Here is a 16,792-nt window from a genome sequence, read left to right on the forward strand (position 1 = left end):
CACCCGCTCGCGGAGATCCGCGCAGCGGGTGCGCTTACATAAAGCCGAAAACCGCTTCAGCTCGTCGTTTTGTAAGCGGCCAGTTTTTTGTCGAGAATGGCGAACAGGCTCAAGATGTTGCGGTAATTGGCGCCCAGGTCGCCGAAAGATCCGCGCGATGCCGAATAAATATCGACGGCGCTCTTCACGGGACTGACAGCCAGCACCGAAACGGTAATGTCCATCGTGCGTCCGAACTTCGTGCGTTTCTCCAACGTAATCTCGCCTACGCCGGCCACTTCGTGCAGCACCTTATAGCCAGGAATCTTTTTCAGCGTCGAACTGACTTCTTCCCACGCTTTATCTCTGGAAAGGCTGTAATATCTCGTTTTCATATTAGGGTCGGTCGCGCGGTCGCTCGTACCTTCCTGACTGCGAATGATGCCGACCAATGTACGTTTGAACGACAAGATCTTTCCTCCTTTAACGTTGCCCATCTTTCTACTCCTAGTGTAGCATTGTTCGATTCAGAACAAAAGAAAAACAAGGCAAAAACGTCCCTGCTTCCGGAAAACTTCCGGTGCAAGGACGTTATATCCCTCTCGGGCATACGGGCCTGTCAGCCGCTGCAAGCGACCGACGCCGTTCATGGACATAAAGGGATCCCGCTCTGCCGTCCGATCACATTGCCTCGAACCTGCTATCGCAGGTGGGTGACCGCAAAACGGGCTTTGAAGTCCCCATGTCATATAGACAGGGCGTTTCATCGCGGCGTTCAATATAGGTCTCCCGAGACTTATTCATTGGTTCAAAACAACGAAAAACCGAAACGGGCATCGCAGGATGTAGAGTTATTATAGCGCTTGCGGCCGATCTTGTAAACTCTACCGGTTCTTTTTGTTCAGAAAAGATCCCTTTTCTTTTTTCTCTTTGCCGAGCTCGATCAGTTCCGTTTCCCCGTCGGCGTTTTGCGCTTCTTCGCGCTTCTTGGCCTGCTCCTGCATTTTGATAAACGTGGCGTAGAAGTTGAAGAAAGCGAACCACGACAGCACGCTTCCCGCCGCAATGACGTACAGCACCGGCATCTGCCAGCAGATGTAGATGATCGCGATCGCGCCGATCAATGTGGAGAAGACGCGGAACGGACGCAGCAGCGTCAGCAGAATCGCGTTCTTGAGAATGCCGCCGATCTTCATATGGTAGTGGGTCACCATCGAGAAGAAGTTGAACAGCGAGACGAACAGCAGAATCATCAGGATCAGCATCAAAATGCCGAACAGCTGCATGTTGCGGAACTGGACCATGTAGACGGTAATGTCCACGTACATGACGACGAACAGGATCGTGTAGAAAATGCCGCCTACCAGACTCTGCTTATAATTCTCTTTGTATCCCCGGAAAAAAGTGCGAATGATCTTGACGTCCGGCTCGCCCATGACCCATTTGCGCGCCACCGTGAACATGGCCGCCGTCGCCGGGAAAAATGTAACCGGTGCCAGAATCCCGAGCACCCAGTTGAGCGTCAACGCTTCGTTGACGAACTGCGGATCGATCGCAAGACGCATATACAAAATAAACAAGAACGGCGCCGAACACAGCACCCAAAGCAGATTCGTTCCCGAGATGCGCATAATCCACTCGGTCAGGCGGTAGATCCCCCCGGTAAGCCCCCTAAATTCCAACAGGTATTCCTCCTCGAAAAATCGCGTCATCGTCCATTGAATGCAAGGAAGCATTCCTCATGTCGATTGATAAGTTCAATTATACCGATTCCCTTCCGCAAAAACCACCCTTTACAAAAACGCGATCGAAACGTTTGCCTGCCTTCTCCCCTTCCGCGCGCAAAAAAAAGAACGGCGCATGGATGCGCCGTTCCCTGACGAACGAGAGTAAAGCCGATCCGCTGGCCGACCCGGATACCGGGCCGATTGCGATCGAATCATTCGTTCTTAGTTATCGAAATCGCGTTTTGGGCTTGGACGGTCGCTTTGGCCCTGGTACGAAGGTTTGCTGCTGCTGCTGCTGCGTCCCTGGTAGCCGCCGCCTTCTTTCGAACCTTTGTAACCGCCGCCGCCGCTGCTGCTGCGTCCTTGGTAACCGCCTGTACGGCCGCCGCTGCTGCTGCCGCCTTTATAGCCACCGCCGCCGCTGCCTTTGTAACCGCCGCCGCTGCGCGCGCCGCCGTAGCTGCCCGAAGGCTTGCGACGTTTTGCGCGAACCGGATCTTCCGGCGTCAATTCGATCTTCGAATCTTTTTTCTCCCCGGTCATCAGCTTCATCGCCGCCGACAGCAGGTTAACGGAGTCGTACTGCTCCAGCATTTGGATCGCGATCGCTTTGTATTCGTTCAGTTCGCCGTCCTGTACCACTTCGAGCAGGCGCTCGGCCAGGATGCGTTGTTTGCCTTCGATCGCTTCGCTCATGGTCGGGAGCGGTTTGCGAGCGATTTTGTGGCGCGTAACGCGCTCGATGAAGTTCAGGTGATCCAGCTCGCGAGGCGTTACGAACGACCACGCTTTGCCTTCTTTGCCTGCACGGCCCGTACGGCCGATCCGGTGAACGTAGCTTTCAGGATCCTGCGGAAGGTCGAAGTTGATTACGTGCGTGACGCCCGATACGTCGAGGCCGCGTGCCGCAACGTCGGTCGCTACGAGCACTTCGATGCTGCCGTCGCGGAATTTGCGCATAACCGCGTCGCGCTGGTTCTGCGACAAGTCGCCGTGGAGACCGTCAGCCGAATAGCCGCGCTTTTGCAGCGCTTCTGCCAGCTCGTCGACCCGGCGCTTCGTGCGTCCGAACAGGATCGCAAGTTCCGGCGATTCCATGTCGATCAGGCGAGTCAGTGCTTCGAACTTTTGACGTTCCGGCACTTCGATGTAAGCCTGCTCGATCAGCGGGATGCTAAGCTGCTTCGGAATGACCGATACGTGCTGCGGGTTTCTCAGGAACTGCTCGGCCAGGCGCTTGATGTTGGCCGGCATCGTTGCCGAGAACAGCAGCGTTTGACGCTCTTCCGGAACGAGCTTCAGGATGGACTGAATGTCTTCCATGAAGCCCATGTCCAGCATTTCGTCCGCTTCGTCCAATATAACCGTGTGAACGTCGTCGAGCTTGATCGTTTTGCGGTTGATATGGTCAAGCAGACGTCCCGGCGTACCGATAATGATCTGCGGCTTTCTTTTGAGAGCGCGGATCTGGCGCACGATGTCTTGTCCGCCGTAGATGGCGAGGGAACGAAGTCCCTTGAAGCGTGCGAGCTTCTCGATTTCGTCGGCAACCTGAATCGCGAGTTCGCGGGTAGGTGCCATGATCAGAGCCGAGATCTTCTCTTCTTCGCGAGCGATCTTGCTGATCATCGGAATGCCGAATGCCGCCGTCTTGCCTGTACCGGTCTGCGCCTGTCCGATCATGTCGCTTCCGCTCAGGGCGATTGGAATCGCCTGCGACTGGATCGGTGTCGCTTCTTCAAAGCCCATTTCCGTAATTGCCTGTAATACCTTTGGTTCCAAATCGAAGTCTGCAAAATTTGCCAATAGATTCATGCTCCTTTTATTAGGGGCGAACTGCCACTTTATCTGTGGACAAGCCGCTTCTGGATTCTGTATTCTTAAGTAGCCGCAACCGATCGATAACCGAAGGGTTCCTCATATGCTGTTAACGCCAAGTTCTCTGTACCACAACACTTGGCCAAGGGAGGAGCTTCTTCAAAGCCGAAGCCGAAAAGCCGAAGCTTTATTATATACCGTTTAACCTTTTACTCGCGCTTCTTCCGCTCTGCCTGTAACGGTTATTACGGAAACGAGAAAGTTCTACTCAAGAACATCTAAATCATTATAACATAAGCGACTATCAAAAAGCCAGTAAACCTTTCAAAGGATTGTCACATTTTTTCACGGTTTTCATTTATAATAGGTTTTTTCATACTGTTTTTCAGGAGTGGTGGTTTTGTTTATTCGCATGGGTCATATTTTTACGATCGTGATCGGCGCCCTGCTGATCTCGGCCGGCTTCAACCTGTTCCTCATTCCGCATCAGCTGCTCAGCGGCGGCGTATCGGGATTGTCGATGCTGACGGGCTACTTTACGCCGATCAGCATCGGCGTGCTCTACTTCGTCTACAACATCCCGATGCTGGTCGCCGGCTGGTTCCTGCTCGGGCGGCGCTTTATCCTGCTCAGCATCGTGTCCGTTGCGGCGGTCACGATCATGGTCGCGCTCATTCCCGAGAAAATGGTCGCCAACGATCCGATCCTCTCTTCGGTATTCGGCGGCGTGCTGGTCGGCATCGGGGCGGGCATCTCGTTCCGCGTGGGCGGCTCAAGCGGCGGCTTCGACATTCTCGGCTCGATCGTTACCCGCTACCGGGACTTTCCGGTCGGCAACATCCTCGTCGCGCTGAACGGTCTCGTCATCCTGCTGATGGGCTATCTGCAAAACGACTGGAATCTGGCGCTGCTGTCGATGGTCTCTATCTATATCACCGGCAAAGTGGTCGACATGATCCATATCAGCCATATCAAAGTGACGCTGTTCATCATTACGGACGATACGGAAGCGCTGCTTGAGCGGCTGCTTCAGATCGAACGCGGCGTAACCCGGATTCAGGCCGAAGGCGCTTTTTCCCATACGAAAAAGGATATGCTGATGACGGTGACGACGATGTACGAACTGGCGGAGCTCAAGCGCGTCATTAAGGAAGCGGACCCGCGGGCGTTCGTCAATATCGTGGAGACGGTAGGCGTCATGGGCTCGTTCCGAAAGCGCTCCGTGTGACACTGGTTCGGTTCTCACGGCGGTCCTATCCGCAAAACCGAACTCTGCGGCTGCGGTGAAGTCCGTTCCGGTCGCTCGTTGAAATCGGGAAGCCGGATCTGAATAGGCGAGGAAGCTTCCCGATTTCAAAGGCGAACGCTTTCGCTCCTTCACTGGACTTCACCTGCGCCGCTTCGTTTTTTCATCAGAATCCGCATGTGCACCCAAAAGCGTCCCTCGCGGGCGCTTTCTTTTTTGGGGTAGGGGAAAGTGCGGGAAGGACCGTTTCGCGAATCGGAATTCGATGTGATATAATGAACGCGTACCGTATAAGGAATTCCCCGGAATCCCGGTTTTGCAAGGCTCTCGCTTCAGCTTCATAGATAGCGCATGGCTGCTTTTCTAAGGTATTCGAGTCAGACAATGACGTACGATTCCGGAAAAGAAAGGGTGACGACTATGGAAATGGAAGCCGTAAAGCTCGAACAAATCGTGATGAAATGGTACCCCGACATGCTTGCGTTTTTGAAGCAGCAGGAACTCGATTCCGTGATCGTCCTTCGCGACGGCATGGGCATTCTCGAAGCCGAAGACGCGCTCGACATTATTCACCACAGCATTCTGGAGCATCAGTCGCCGGAAGTGCTGCAGTAACGGCATTTGGTCTTTCAAAAAGATTGCCATGAGCCGCTCTGATCCTTCGGGAAAGAGCGGCTCTACATATGCCCGACGCTTCTTTTTCCGAAGGCCCTTGCGTGCTCGGACGGATTCGGCGCACGACAGTGCGGTTAAAGGATCAGGGTGTATTTTTTTGATATTCGTGACAAATTTGTTGCTTCGACCACTGTTAAACAGGCTATACTGGTAACGGCCTTGCAGCCGAGAATCACGCACAGACGAGGGAGAGAATAAAATGGATATCTTATGGAGCCTGTTGGCTCTTACCGTAGGCAGCCACAACCCGGAAGCCGTGCCTCCGGCACAAATCAACGCCAACCCGATCACGGTCGCCGTGCAATCGGCGTGGAACCAAAGCGCTTTGACCGCGCAGAAAGACAGCGTCGTCATCGACGTGAACAACCCGCCGGTCAAAATCGATCCGCAGCCGGACGCACCCAAAGTCAAAGGCGTCTACGTTACCGCGTACAGCGCGGGCGGAGCCCGAATGGCCGAACTGCTCGACCTGCTCGACAATACCGGCCTGAACTCGATGGTTATCGACATCAAGGACGACCTGGGGTACATAACGTACGAGACGCAGAACAAGGAACTGCTGAAAATGGGCACGGCCCAAAAGTTTATCCCGGACATCAAAGAGCTGATGGCCAAGCTCAAAAAGCATAACGTCTACCCGATCGCCCGTATCGTTGTGTTCAAGGATACGGTCCTGGCCGAGAAACATCCGGAACTTTCGTTCACGAACTCGGGCGGCGGCGTATGGAAAAACGGCGGCGGCGACGCTTTCGTCAATCCGTACAGCAAAGAAGTGTGGGATTACAACGTCGATATCGCCAAAGAAGCGGCCGCGATGGGCTTCAAGGAAATCCAGTTCGACTACGTGCGCTTCGCGGAAGGCTTCGAGAAACGCGCCGACGAACTCGTCTACGAGAAAACCGACGCGACGCGCACCGAAGCGGTATCGGAATTCGTGCAGTACGCGCGCAAAGAACTCGCGCCGCTCGGCGTCCGCGTCTCGGTCGACATTTTCGGCTACGCGGCTTCCGTTCCGGCAGCGGACGGCATCGGACAGGATTTCACCAAGATTTCCGAGAACGTCGACGTCATCGCGCCGATGGTCTACCCGAGCCATTACTCGACCGGCTGGTTCGGCGCCACGAACCCGGACAAAGAACCTTACGTCACGATCAAAGGCTCCATGGTCGACACGTTCAAGAAGCTGGACGAGATCAAGGACGAATCCCAGCGCCCGATCGTGCGCCCGTGGATTCAGGACTTTACGGCAAGCTGGCTCGGCAGCGGGCATTACACCAAGTACGGCAAGACCGAAATGGACGCCCAGATCAAAGCCATGGCCGATATGGGCGTGGAAGAGTACCTGCTCTGGAACGCATCCAACCGTTATACCAAAGACGGCAACTACGGCCCGAAAGACTGACCGGACCCGAAGCGGCCGCTTCACTTTGACCGCGGTGCTTGAGCGCGGACGCATGCACGGCGACAGCCCGGCCTTCCATGGCCGGGTTTTTGCCTGCATGCTGCGCGACGCGCAGCCCCGCCGAAAGGAACTGCTTACCGCATGCATGCCACTTCTTCATTTAAGCAAAAATTTTCGCAGTTTTTCGTCGTATTCCTGCCGATCTTCGTGACCCAGATCGCGCTGTCGGCCATGGCCTTTTTCGATACGAGCATGACCGGGCACGTCAGTCCGGCCGCGCAGGCGGGCGTCTCGATCGGCGTCAGCTTGTGGATTCCGATCCAGACCGGGCTGAACGGCGTCTTGAACGGCATCATGCCGATCGTCTCCCAGTTGATGGGCGGCGGACGCGAACGCGACGTGCGCTTCAACCTGTTCCAGGGCCTGCTGCTGTCGCTGCTGTTCTCGGCCGCGGTGCTGCTCGTCGGCGGGCTGCTGCTCGATCCCGCGCTCGGCTTCATGAACGCCGAAGCCGAAGTCGCGGACACGGCCCGCAAGTTCCTGATCTGCCTCGCGTTCGGCGTCGTGCCGCTGTTCGGCTATACCGTGCTGCGCGGCTGCATCGACGCGATGGGCCAGACGCGCGTGTCGATGGCGATCACGCTCTGCTCGCTGCCCGTCCAGCTCGTACTCAACTATTTGTTGATCTTCGGCAAGTTCGGCTTCCCGAAGCTTGGCGGCGTCGGCGCGGGCGTAGCTACGGCCATCACTTATTGGGTGATTTTCCTGATCGCGCTCGTCGTGCTGCACCGCGCCCAGCCGTTCGCGAACTTCGGCTTTTTCCGCAAATGGCATCCGATTTCCTGGTCCAAGCAGGGCGAACTGCTCAAGCTGGGCATTCCGATCGGGTTCGCGACCTTTTTCGAGACGTCGATCTTCGCCGCGGTCACGCTGCTCATGAACCGCTTCGGCACGAACGCCGTCGCCGCGCATTCCGCCGCGATCAACTTCGCTTCGACGCTGTACATGATTCCGCTCGCGATCTGCATGGCGCTGACGATCCTCGTCGGCTACGAAGCAGGCGCAGGCCGAACCCGGGACGCCCGGCAGTACGCCTGGATCGGCATCACTTCGGCCGTGCTGCTCGCGGTCGTCACCGCAATCGTACTGCTGCTGTTCGCAGACAAAGTCGCGCTGATCTATTCGACCGATCCGGCCGTAACGGCGCTGATCGTCCAGTTCCTCGGCTACGCGATCTTCTTCCAGCTGTCCGACGCGCTGGCCACGCCGATCCAGGGCGCGCTGCGCGGCTACAAAGACGTGACGCCCGCGTTCTTCATCACGCTGATCGCCTACTGGGGCATCGGCCTGCCGGTCGGCTACGGACTCGCCGTCTATACGCCGTTTGGCCCGTTCGGCTACTGGCTCGGCCTGATCGCCGGGCTTGCCGTCGGCGCGGCGCTGCTGCTGGCCCGCCTGTTCAAAGTGCAGCGGCTGCATGCCGCCCCGCCGGCATCGCCTGCGCCGCTGCCGTAAAGCCAAGCCCGCTGCACGGCTGCGGGCTGCGCCGCTCCCTGCTTCCGCGCACACCGAAAAGCCGTTTCCCCGCCGCTGCCTGCGGCGCCGGGAAACGGCTTTTCGTTATATTCGAGCGGTGACTCGATCGGCGATTCGAAGCGCGGCTTCCGCTCCGCGCCTCCTGTTCAGAACTCGAACAGGTCCAACTGCTGCGGCTCGTCTTCGCCGGGCAGCTTCGGCACGTCCTGGCCGAGCAGACCCATCAGCTCCCGGGCGTTGCCCGCGGCGTCTCCGCCGGAGTTGTTGTTGAACACGACGATCACTTCTTTCGACTGCTGTTCCAGCCGCCGCAGCCGCTCCGCCCATTCCCGGAGTTCCTCCGCGTCGTAGCGGTACAAATACCGCACTTCCCGCCAGTTCGGCTGGTTGGCCGACTGCCAGCCGGATGCGTTGCGCCCGTGCATGCGCACGAGCGTCAGACTGTCGTCCGTCGCCTGTTCGACGATCGGCACCGAACCGGTGCCGGCCTGCGGCTCGTCGCACACGCTGTGAATCCAGCGTTCTTCGCGCATGAACTTCAGCGTGCGCTCCCGCATAACCGGCTGGAACCAGCTCTGGTGCCGGAATTCCAGCGCGCACGGCACGTCGTCCATTCTCGCCCGGATCTCCCGCAGCTTGGCCACGTTCTCTTTCGAGCAGTCGAACCAGGGCGGGAACTGGAACAGCACCGCCGTCAGCTTGCCCGTTTGTTCGAACGTCCCGATCGACAGCCGGAACGCTTCGTACATCTCGTCTTCGCTGTCGAACGGAATTTTGCCGCGCGAATGCCCGGTCATCCCCTGGAACGCTTTGACGACGAAGCGAAAATCGGCCGGCGTCTCCGCCGTCCACTTTTCCATATTGCGCTTGGATTGAATAGCGTAGAACATACTGTCCACCTCGACCGTCCGGAACAGTTTGCCGTACGTCACGAGCTTCTGCTTGCCCGCTTCGCGGGTCGTATAGATCGAATCGTGGTCGCCCCAACCGGTCAGCCCGATCGTAATCATCCGCCGCACCTCCTTTTGCTTCCTCCTTACCCGCTTCCCAGGCACAAATAAACCTCCGCGGCGGAAGCGGGCAGACGACGCTGCCGATTCCATGCGAAGGCTTATGCCGATCTGCGGGAGCGTACCGCTCCGCCCCATACGGTCCGGTTACTGCGACAAACGCAGCGCCAGTTCGTACATCTCGTGATCGAAATCGTTTTTCGTGTTGACGACCTTGTCGATGTCGGTCAGCGTCAGCTCGCCCTTGATAAGGCCGCAGGCTTTGTCGCTTTCGCCGCGGATCAGCGAGCGTACGGCGAAATCGCCGAGGCGGCTGGCCAGGTTGCGGTCGAACGGAGTCGGCGTGCCGCCGCGCTGGATATGGCCGAGCACGGTCACGCGCGCGTCGATCTGCTTGGAATGCTGCGACAGTTCCTTGGCGATATCGTCGCCTTTGCCCGCGCCTTCGGCTACCACGATAATACTGTGGCGTTTGCCCATGGCGAAGTTGTGCGTCATGCGCTGGGCCACTTCGCCCAGGTCGTACGGCACTTCCGGCACGAGGATCGTCTCCGCGCCCGACGCGAGGCCCGCGTGCAGCGCGATATCGCCGCAGTGGCGGCCCATAACTTCCACGACGGAAGCCCGTTCGTGCGAAGACATCGTGTCGCGCAGTTTGTTGATCGCGTCCACGACGACGCCGACCGCCGTATCGAAACCGATCGTGTAGTCGGTGAAGGAAATATCGTTGTCGATCGTGCCCGGCAGGCCCATCGTATTGATGCCGAGCTTGCTCAGCTTGTTCGCGCCGTGGTACGAGCCGTCGCCGCCGATGACGACCAGGCCGTCGATGCCGTAGCTGCGCAAAATCTCGGCGCCTTTGCGCTGGCCTTCTTCGGTATAGAATTCTTTGGAGCGGGCCGATTGCAGCACGGTGCCGCCGCGTTGGATAATATCGCCGACGCTGCGGAGATCCATCGAGAAAATATCGTTATTGAGCAGGCCCTGATAGCCGCGCTGAATGCCGAAAATTTCGATTCCGTGGTACAGGGCGCTGCGCACGACGGCGCGAAGCGCGGCGTTCATCCCCTGGGAGTCCCCTCCGCTGGTCAAAACGGCAATCTTTTTTACTGCTGACATGTTGCATCCTCCTTGTTAGTCCTGCTTATGTTTGCGGATCCATACACTGTTGGCGAAAAAGAACGTACGCATGAGCGGACTTCTTTTCATCAACCGTTTAGACACGGTTCGCACATCCTTCTGCTGGCTGACTTTGGGATCGGACAAGTACAGCGCGAGCAGTCCTTCGATGACCATGCGGTGGAAAGCGGCATGCGGAAGCTTCTGCACGTCGCGGCGCGCGTTGTTCACGATCTCTTCGACGCGCAGCAGCATCGCTTCCCCGCTCTCGTAATAATTGCAAAAATTCAGGTCGCCTCCGACGCGGTCTTCTTCCTGGTCGATCAAATAATCGAGCATGATATGAAGACCGCACACGTAAGGAAAATAGGCTTCGTACACGGTTCTTGCGTCTTGCGCATCGAAATCGTCGCGGCTCGCTCCGGCGAACAGCATAAACATGCCGAGCGTCGACCCGGTCGCGGCGGCGAATTCGTTCCAGTACAGATCGGGCGCAAGATCGGCGTGTTCCGCTCTCCAGGCGGTCAGCGACGGTTCGCGCAGCTCGTGCGAGATATGCTTGTAGACCTGCAGGTCTCCGTACAAGCCGACGAGGCGGCGCACATAAGGCTGGGCATGAACGTAACCGGGCAGCTGCCGGATGTTGTCCTGGCAGGTGGTGACCAGCGCGTTCAGGTATCCTCCGTCTTCCTGCTCGTCGCGGAACCGGTAATAATTTTCCGGCTGCGCGGACGGATCGACCGCATCCAGCATGGACTTATGTAAAAGACGAAAATCTTCCGGGTCGAGCGACGTACTCCGATCGCACAGATTGTCGAGATAATCGCTGATGGTCTGAAGCGCCACGATCAGCGGAATAAGCACGTCTTTTCGGTCCACATTGATGGCCGCGTACACCGAGCCGCCCTGACAATGGAATTCCTTGTCGGCGATACTCGCCAGCGCCTGCGTGCGCAATTCGGGGTCGGGAATGGTCTGCGCCCGGTCTCTCCAGCCGCCGAGCGAAGTCCGAACGTCCGGAAGGACGGTTCGATACACGAGGCGCATCAGGCTGACGGGATTTTCTGGAACGTTGCGAGCGGTTCTGAGTCGATTCAAAGCGTACCTCCAAATGCCAGTCTTAAGTCTATGGCGCATTCGCAAACTTATCGGCTTCTTGTGTTGCTTTTTTCCGGTTATGCGTCTTTCCGTCCAACGCGGACAAGCCGCGTTCGGGGAAAGCGTCCGCCGATTGGTCATTTGTGCCTACGCCGCACCCAAATTCACTACCATTATAATATGAGGGGTCGGCTTTGTACAAATAACCTTCGTCATATTCCGGTCTTTTTTCAGCGTTTTTTCTGTAAAAAGTGCATGCTCTCACGTCTTGTTTCCTTATTGGCCGCCGACTGCCGCCCAAAACGTTCAATTTTCGGAAACTTTTCGGTCGCCCCGTGCAAACGATTTGGGTCATGCTATACTGAAAATTGAACATTTTTCGGGAAAGGAGTCTTATTATGTCCGAAGTTCCGCTCTCCTGGAAGCGGCTGCTGCTGTTTTTCGTGCCGCTGGGCCTATCCGCTTCGCTCGTCACGCTGTCGCACGTCATCATCAACCGCACGCTGGCTTCGTCCGATTCGCCGGAGACGGTCATCGCCAGCTACGCGCTGGCCGGCAGCCTGCTTGCCATCACAGAGCGCCCGTCCACCCTGCTGAGACAGACCTGTTCGGCGCTCGTGCGCGACAAAGTCTCGTTCAAGGCGCTGACGTTCGTCACTTATGTGTTTCTCGTCTGCGTTATGCTGATCGGTCTCGTCATCGCCTACACGCCGGTCGGCCACGGCATCTTCGGCATTCTGTTCGGCGTCGACCGCGAGCTGCTGCCGAGCGTGCTTGCCGTGTACGGCGTGCTGATGTTCGTGAGTGTCTTCTCGGTCATCCGCAACATCTACCAGGGCATCATCATCACGAACAACCGCACCAAATGGCTGACGATCGGCATGATTATCCGTCTCGCGGGCATGTATCTCATGTCGCTGTACTTCGTCCACGTCGCGGGCGTCGGCAGCGGGGTCGTCGGCGCGGTCATCTTCCTGTTCGGCATGATCATCGAGGCGACCGTCAGCTTCCTCGAAGGACGCAATATCGCAAGGCGCATGCCGGTCAAAAAAGAAGGGCATACGGTCGAGACGCGCGGCGACGTGTTCCGGTTCTACAAACCGCTGCTGTACTCGTCGTTTGTCGCCATGTTTATCGGTCCCGCGCTCAACATCATGCTCGGCAAAACGGACGGGGTCGCGCTCGCCATTTCTTCGTTCGCCGTCGCCGGCAGCCTGATGCAGCTGATGCTCAGCTTCTTCATGTACATCCACCAGATCGTCCTCAATTATTACCGGATCGATCCGGTCATGGTGCGCAAGTTCTCGCTGGCGATCGGCTTTATTCCGTTCGCGCTGGTAGCAACGATCGCCTACACGCCGCTCGGCTACTGGGTGTTCGGGCACGTCATGAACGTCGACGGCATCCTGCTCGAAGAAAGCCTGCGCACGCTGCGGGCGTTCATTCTGTATCCGCTCGTCATGCCGTGGCTCGACTACGGCAACGGCCTGATCCTGCTCGGCGGGCAGACCAAAGTCATGCTGCGCTCGCAGCTGGCCAACGCGATCTGCACGATCGCGCTGCTGCTGCTGCTCGTCGCGCTCGTCCCGCATTGGAACGGCATGATCGGCGCGCTCGCCCAGTCGCTCGGACTGCTGGCCGAAGCCGTCATCGTCTTCCTCGTCCTGCGCCGGATCGGACGCGAGCCGAGACTCGATGGACCGAAGACGTGAAGCCGCCCCGGCAAGCCAAGCTTGCGCACACTTGGCTACCCATGCAAAAAGGCACAACCCCGTGTAGGAGCTGTGCCTGGGTGTGCTATGTTATCAAATCGGGTAAGAAAAATTCTTACAGTTTGATTACGTTAGCTGCTTGCGGTCCGCGGTTGCCGTCGGTGATTTCGAATTCGACTTCTTGACCTTCGTCAAGCGTCTTGAATCCGTCGCCCTGGATTGCCGAGAAGTGTACGAATACGTCTTCGCCGCCTTCTACGGAAAGGAAACCATAACCTTTTTCTGCGTTAAACCATTTAACTGTACCTTTCAAGTGAACAACCTCCTAAAAATATCACCATCTGTGGTGAGTATCGTTATTATACTGCAAGCCAAAAACTTTGGCAATTGAAAACTCACCCCTCTATAAGGCGTTGCTTTTGCCTTGACGGGTAGGGTATGATTTTAGATAGGAAACGTTAGATTTGGACAGAATTTCGCTCAGAAACGATTCGAAACGAGGAATGGTTAACATGATCAAAAAGTATACTATTTACAAAACCGACAACTGGAACATGATGACGGTCGAAGTACACGGCCGCCAGCTCGTCCTGCGCGAAATTTCCGACCAATGGGGCGAAGAAACGCACAAGTTCCTGAGCCGTCCGGCCATGATGGACTGGGCGGAGCGCCGCTTCAACCCGGAAAAGTTCGAAGGCAGCGACGAAGAGCGCCAGAGCATCATCGACGCCCTCAAGGCCGTGTAAACTTGCATGAACACGACCAATATCGCCGCTCTACTGATCCTGACCCTGCTGCTGGGCGGCGTCGTCGTTTTTTATAAAGACACGATTCCCCCGAAGCTGAAGCGCGGCCTTGCGACCGCGGCAGCCGTCATGCTGTTGATTTCTTTCGTCCTGACGGCTTATACGCTGTTCAGCATGGGCTCCTAACCGGGCCTTTTTGCTGCGATTTGTCCCGAGCCTTTTTCCGATTTCCCGTTCCGTATTCCGATTGCCGATCCCGAGGAGGTCCACACAATGAGTACAACGCCCAAAACACTGCCGAAACGAAGCGAAGTGTCTCCCGACCATCAATGGAAGCTGACCGATCTGTTCGCCGATCAGCAAGCCTGGGACGATACTTACGAAGAGACCAAGACGCAGTTGAAAAAGTTCGAGGAATTCCGCGGCAAATTGAGCGATGCCTCGAATATCGGCGCCTGCTTCAAGTTCGAAGACGAAGTCTCGCTGAAGCTGGAACAGCTCTATGTGTACACGCATCTGTACCATGACCAGGATACCGCCAACCCGACGTATCAGGCGCTGACGCAAAAAGGCCGCAAGCTGCTGGTCGACGCCGGCGAAGCGATGTCGTTCATCACGCCGGAGATTCTGTCGCTCGACGACGCGGAACTCGACCGTCTGATCGACGACGAATCGCTCAAGGCTTACCGGTTCACGCTGCAGGAGATGAAGCGGGAAAAAGCGCATGTCCTGTCGGGCGCCGAAGAAGCGCTGCTCGCGCAGGTCGGCAATCTGTCGCAGGCGCCGCAGAACATTTTCGGCATGCTCAACAACGCCGATCTCAAGTTCCCGAACATCGAAGACGAGCACGGCAGCGAAGTCGAACTGACGCACGGCAGCTACATTCAATTTCTGGAGAGCGCGAACGCCGATGTGCGCCGCCGGGCTTTCCAGGCCGTATACGGCACGTACGCCAAGCTCAAGAACACGATCGGCGCTTCGCTGACGGCCAACGTGAACAAGAATATGTTCTACGCCCGCGCGCGCAAATATCCGTCCGTGCTTGAAATGAAGCTGTACGGCGACAACGTTCCGGTGTCCGTCTACGACAATCTGGTCGATTCGATCCACGAAAGCCTGCCGATTCTGCACCGCTACATGCGGCTGCGCAAAAAGCTCATGGGCGTGGACGAGCTGCATATGTACGATCTGTTCGCTCCGCTCGTGGACGAGTTCAAAATGGACATCACGTACGACGAAGCCAAACAGACCGTCATCGACGGCCTGCAGCCGCTCGGCGCCGATTACCTTCAAGTGCTGGAGAACAGCTTCAAGGAAGGCTGGATCGACATCTACGAAAACGAAGGCAAGCGGACCGGCGCGTATTCGTCCGGTGCTTACGGCGTGCATCCTTACGTGCTGCTCAACCACAAGGACAACCTGAACAGCATGTTCACGCTGGCCCACGAGATGGGACACGCGCTGCACTCGTATTATTCGGACAATACGCAGACGTACCGCGACGCGCAGTACACGATCTTCCTGGCCGAAGTGGCCTCGACGACCAACGAAGCGCTGCTGATGGATTACCTGCTCAAAAAAGCGACCGATCCCAAAGAAAAAATGTATCTGCTGACGTATTACGCCGATCAGTTCCGCACGACCGTGTTCCGCCAGACGATGTTCGCCGAGTTCGAGAAGATCATCCACGCGCGCACGGAAGCCGGAGAATCGCTGACGCCGCAGGATCTCTCGAGCATCTATTACGACCTGAACGTGCAGTACCACGGCCCGGACATGGTCGTCGACCGCGATATCGAGATGGAATGGGCGCGTATCCCCCATTTCTACAACAGCTTCTACGTATACAAATACGCGACCGGCTTCTCCGCCGCGACGAGCTTCTCCAAGCAGATTCTCGACGAAGGCGCGCCGGCGGTCGAACGCTACCTGAGCTTCCTCAAAAGCGGCGGCAGCGATTATTCGATCAACATCCTGCAAAAAGCCGGCGTGGACATGTCGTCCCGCGAGCCGGTACGCGAAGCGATGAGCGTATTCGAAGCGCTGATCGAGCAAATGGAACAGCTGTCCGAATAAGGGCAAAGCTTCCTGCGTCAAAGCGCCTCCTTTCGGCTAATGATGCTAATAAGCAACGTAGCGAAAGGGGACTTACTCAATCATGAAAGCTCAATGGTCTTTGATTTTGATGCTGATCTTCGCGGTCATCGTGGCCGTCTTCGCGGTCATTAACGTCAACCCGGCGGAAGTCAACTTCCTGTTCGGTTATGCGGACGTGCCGTTGGTCCTGCTCATTCTCGGCAGCGCCCTGTTCGGCGGACTTGCGGTCGGAATGTTCGGCGTATACCGCCTGTTCAAGACGCAGCGCGAAGTGAAGAAGCTCCGTCTGGAGAACGAACAGCTGCGCACGCAGCCGGCGGTTCCTTCCGTCGTTTCTTCGATGTCGCCGCCGGCTTACAACGAACCGACCGTATCGGCGGACCCGACTCCGCTTGAGCCGATCTCGGGCGATCTGGACCGCGAGCCCGAATCCCGCGGTTTCCGTTCGGACAAGCTGAACAAGCTGTAAGCCGCGGACGATTCCCGGGCTGCCGGGCAGGCCGCCGGACATGACCTTCGATCCGTAATCGGATCCGGAGTTGAAGCGCATCAAACCGAAAACCGCCGCCCTTTACAGGGAGCGGTTTTCTTCTTGCTTATGCAGCGGCGGCCGTGCGCGGTCATTCG

The 16,792-nt window shown here is 57.1% G+C and carries 16 protein-coding genes and 1 other RNA gene; 9 read left to right on the forward strand and 8 right to left on the reverse strand.

The window, feature by feature from the left end; translation table 11 throughout:
• Positions 1 to 56: 56 nt before the first annotated feature.
• From FTE24_RS20460 to FTE24_RS20475, 4 genes are all read right to left on the reverse strand, one after another.
• On the reverse strand, positions 57 to 449 hold the full coding sequence (locus tag FTE24_RS20460) for a DUF1499 domain-containing protein (RefSeq protein ID WP_141450537.1): 393 nt from the start codon (positions 447 to 449) through the stop codon (positions 57 to 59).
• A 188-nt stretch (positions 450 to 637) separates the two neighbouring features.
• Positions 638 to 827, reverse strand: a non-coding RNA gene (ssrS, locus tag FTE24_RS20465) — 6S RNA.
• 36 nt (positions 828 to 863) lie between these two features.
• Positions 864 to 1,661: a YesL family protein gene (locus FTE24_RS20470; protein ID WP_141449218.1), complete on the reverse strand. Its 798-nt coding sequence runs from the start codon at positions 1,659 to 1,661 to the stop codon at positions 864 to 866.
• 267 nt (positions 1,662 to 1,928) lie between these two features.
• A complete protein-coding gene (locus tag FTE24_RS20475) occupies positions 1,929 to 3,512 on the reverse strand; it encodes a DEAD/DEAH box helicase (protein ID WP_150231166.1) in 1,584 nt (527 codons plus the stop codon).
• Positions 3,513 to 3,936: 424 nt separating this feature from the next.
• On the opposite strand from FTE24_RS20475, the gene FTE24_RS20480 reads away from it, so the two are divergent.
• The 4 genes from FTE24_RS20480 (at position 3,937) to FTE24_RS20495 (ending at position 8,362) form a co-directional block, all read left to right on the forward strand.
• The gene (locus FTE24_RS20480) at positions 3,937 to 4,752 is read left to right on the forward strand and encodes a YitT family protein (protein ID WP_141450536.1); all 816 of its coding nucleotides are present in this window, start codon (positions 3,937 to 3,939) and stop codon (positions 4,750 to 4,752) included.
• A 438-nt stretch (positions 4,753 to 5,190) separates the two neighbouring features.
• Entirely contained in the window at positions 5,191 to 5,385 is a 195-nt protein-coding gene (locus tag FTE24_RS20485) for a hypothetical protein (protein ID WP_141450535.1), read from the forward strand.
• Between the two features lie 259 nt (positions 5,386 to 5,644).
• Positions 5,645 to 6,847, forward strand: coding sequence for a putative glycoside hydrolase (locus tag FTE24_RS20490; protein ID WP_141449216.1), 1,203 nt, complete (start codon positions 5,645 to 5,647; stop codon positions 6,845 to 6,847).
• 141 nt (positions 6,848 to 6,988) lie between these two features.
• A complete protein-coding gene (locus FTE24_RS20495; protein ID WP_150231168.1) occupies positions 6,989 to 8,362 on the forward strand; it encodes an MATE family efflux transporter in 1,374 nt (457 codons plus the stop codon).
• A 167-nt stretch (positions 8,363 to 8,529) separates the two neighbouring features.
• Here the strand turns inward: FTE24_RS20495 and FTE24_RS20500 are convergent, their stop codons facing one another.
• From FTE24_RS20500 to FTE24_RS20510, 3 genes are all read right to left on the reverse strand, one after another.
• Positions 8,530 to 9,393 carry a DUF72 domain-containing protein gene (locus FTE24_RS20500; protein WP_150231170.1) on the reverse strand — a complete coding sequence of 288 codons (864 nt, stop codon included), beginning with the start codon at positions 9,391 to 9,393 and terminating at the stop codon, positions 8,530 to 8,532.
• Between the two features lie 147 nt (positions 9,394 to 9,540).
• Positions 9,541 to 10,512: a 6-phosphofructokinase gene (gene pfkA / locus FTE24_RS20505; protein WP_150231172.1), complete on the reverse strand. Its 972-nt coding sequence runs from the start codon at positions 10,510 to 10,512 to the stop codon at positions 9,541 to 9,543.
• A gap of 15 nt (positions 10,513 to 10,527) precedes the next feature.
• Positions 10,528 to 11,610: a tetraprenyl-beta-curcumene synthase family protein gene (locus FTE24_RS20510; RefSeq protein ID WP_415663152.1), complete on the reverse strand. Its 1,083-nt coding sequence runs from the start codon at positions 11,608 to 11,610 to the stop codon at positions 10,528 to 10,530.
• Between the two features lie 398 nt (positions 11,611 to 12,008).
• Between FTE24_RS20510 and FTE24_RS20515 the strand changes: the two genes are divergently transcribed.
• Positions 12,009 to 13,322 (forward strand): multi antimicrobial extrusion protein MatE, encoded by a 1,314-nt coding sequence (locus FTE24_RS20515; protein ID WP_150231176.1) that lies wholly within the window; start codon positions 12,009 to 12,011, stop codon positions 13,320 to 13,322.
• Positions 13,323 to 13,437: 115 nt separating this feature from the next.
• Here the strand turns inward: FTE24_RS20515 and FTE24_RS20520 are convergent, their stop codons facing one another.
• Positions 13,438 to 13,635 carry a cold shock domain-containing protein gene (locus FTE24_RS20520; protein ID WP_018975236.1) on the reverse strand — a complete coding sequence of 66 codons (198 nt, stop codon included), beginning with the start codon at positions 13,633 to 13,635 and terminating at the stop codon, positions 13,438 to 13,440.
• Between the two features lie 199 nt (positions 13,636 to 13,834).
• Between FTE24_RS20520 and FTE24_RS20525 the strand changes: the two genes are divergently transcribed.
• The 4 genes from FTE24_RS20525 to FTE24_RS20540 all read left to right on the forward strand — a co-directional run bounded on the left by FTE24_RS20525 (position 13,835) and on the right by FTE24_RS20540 (position 16,634).
• Positions 13,835 to 14,068 carry a hypothetical protein gene (locus FTE24_RS20525; RefSeq protein ID WP_150231178.1) on the forward strand — a complete coding sequence of 78 codons (234 nt, stop codon included), beginning with the start codon at positions 13,835 to 13,837 and terminating at the stop codon, positions 14,066 to 14,068.
• Positions 14,069 to 14,074: 6 nt separating this feature from the next.
• Positions 14,075 to 14,254, forward strand: a complete 180-nt coding sequence (locus FTE24_RS20530; protein ID WP_141449209.1) for a hypothetical protein — start codon at positions 14,075 to 14,077, stop codon at positions 14,252 to 14,254.
• An 87-nt stretch (positions 14,255 to 14,341) separates the two neighbouring features.
• Positions 14,342 to 16,144, forward strand: coding sequence for an oligoendopeptidase F (pepF, locus tag FTE24_RS20535; protein ID WP_150231180.1), 1,803 nt, complete (start codon positions 14,342 to 14,344; stop codon positions 16,142 to 16,144).
• An 82-nt stretch (positions 16,145 to 16,226) separates the two neighbouring features.
• Complete coding sequence (locus tag FTE24_RS20540) at positions 16,227 to 16,634, forward strand: LapA family protein (protein ID WP_150231182.1); 408 nt, start codon at positions 16,227 to 16,229, stop codon at positions 16,632 to 16,634.
• Positions 16,635 to 16,792 lie beyond the last annotated feature (158 nt).

Source organism: Saccharibacillus sp. WB 17, from assembly GCF_008634075.2.
Classification (GTDB): Bacteria; Bacillota; Bacilli; order Paenibacillales; family Paenibacillaceae; genus Saccharibacillus; species Saccharibacillus brassicae.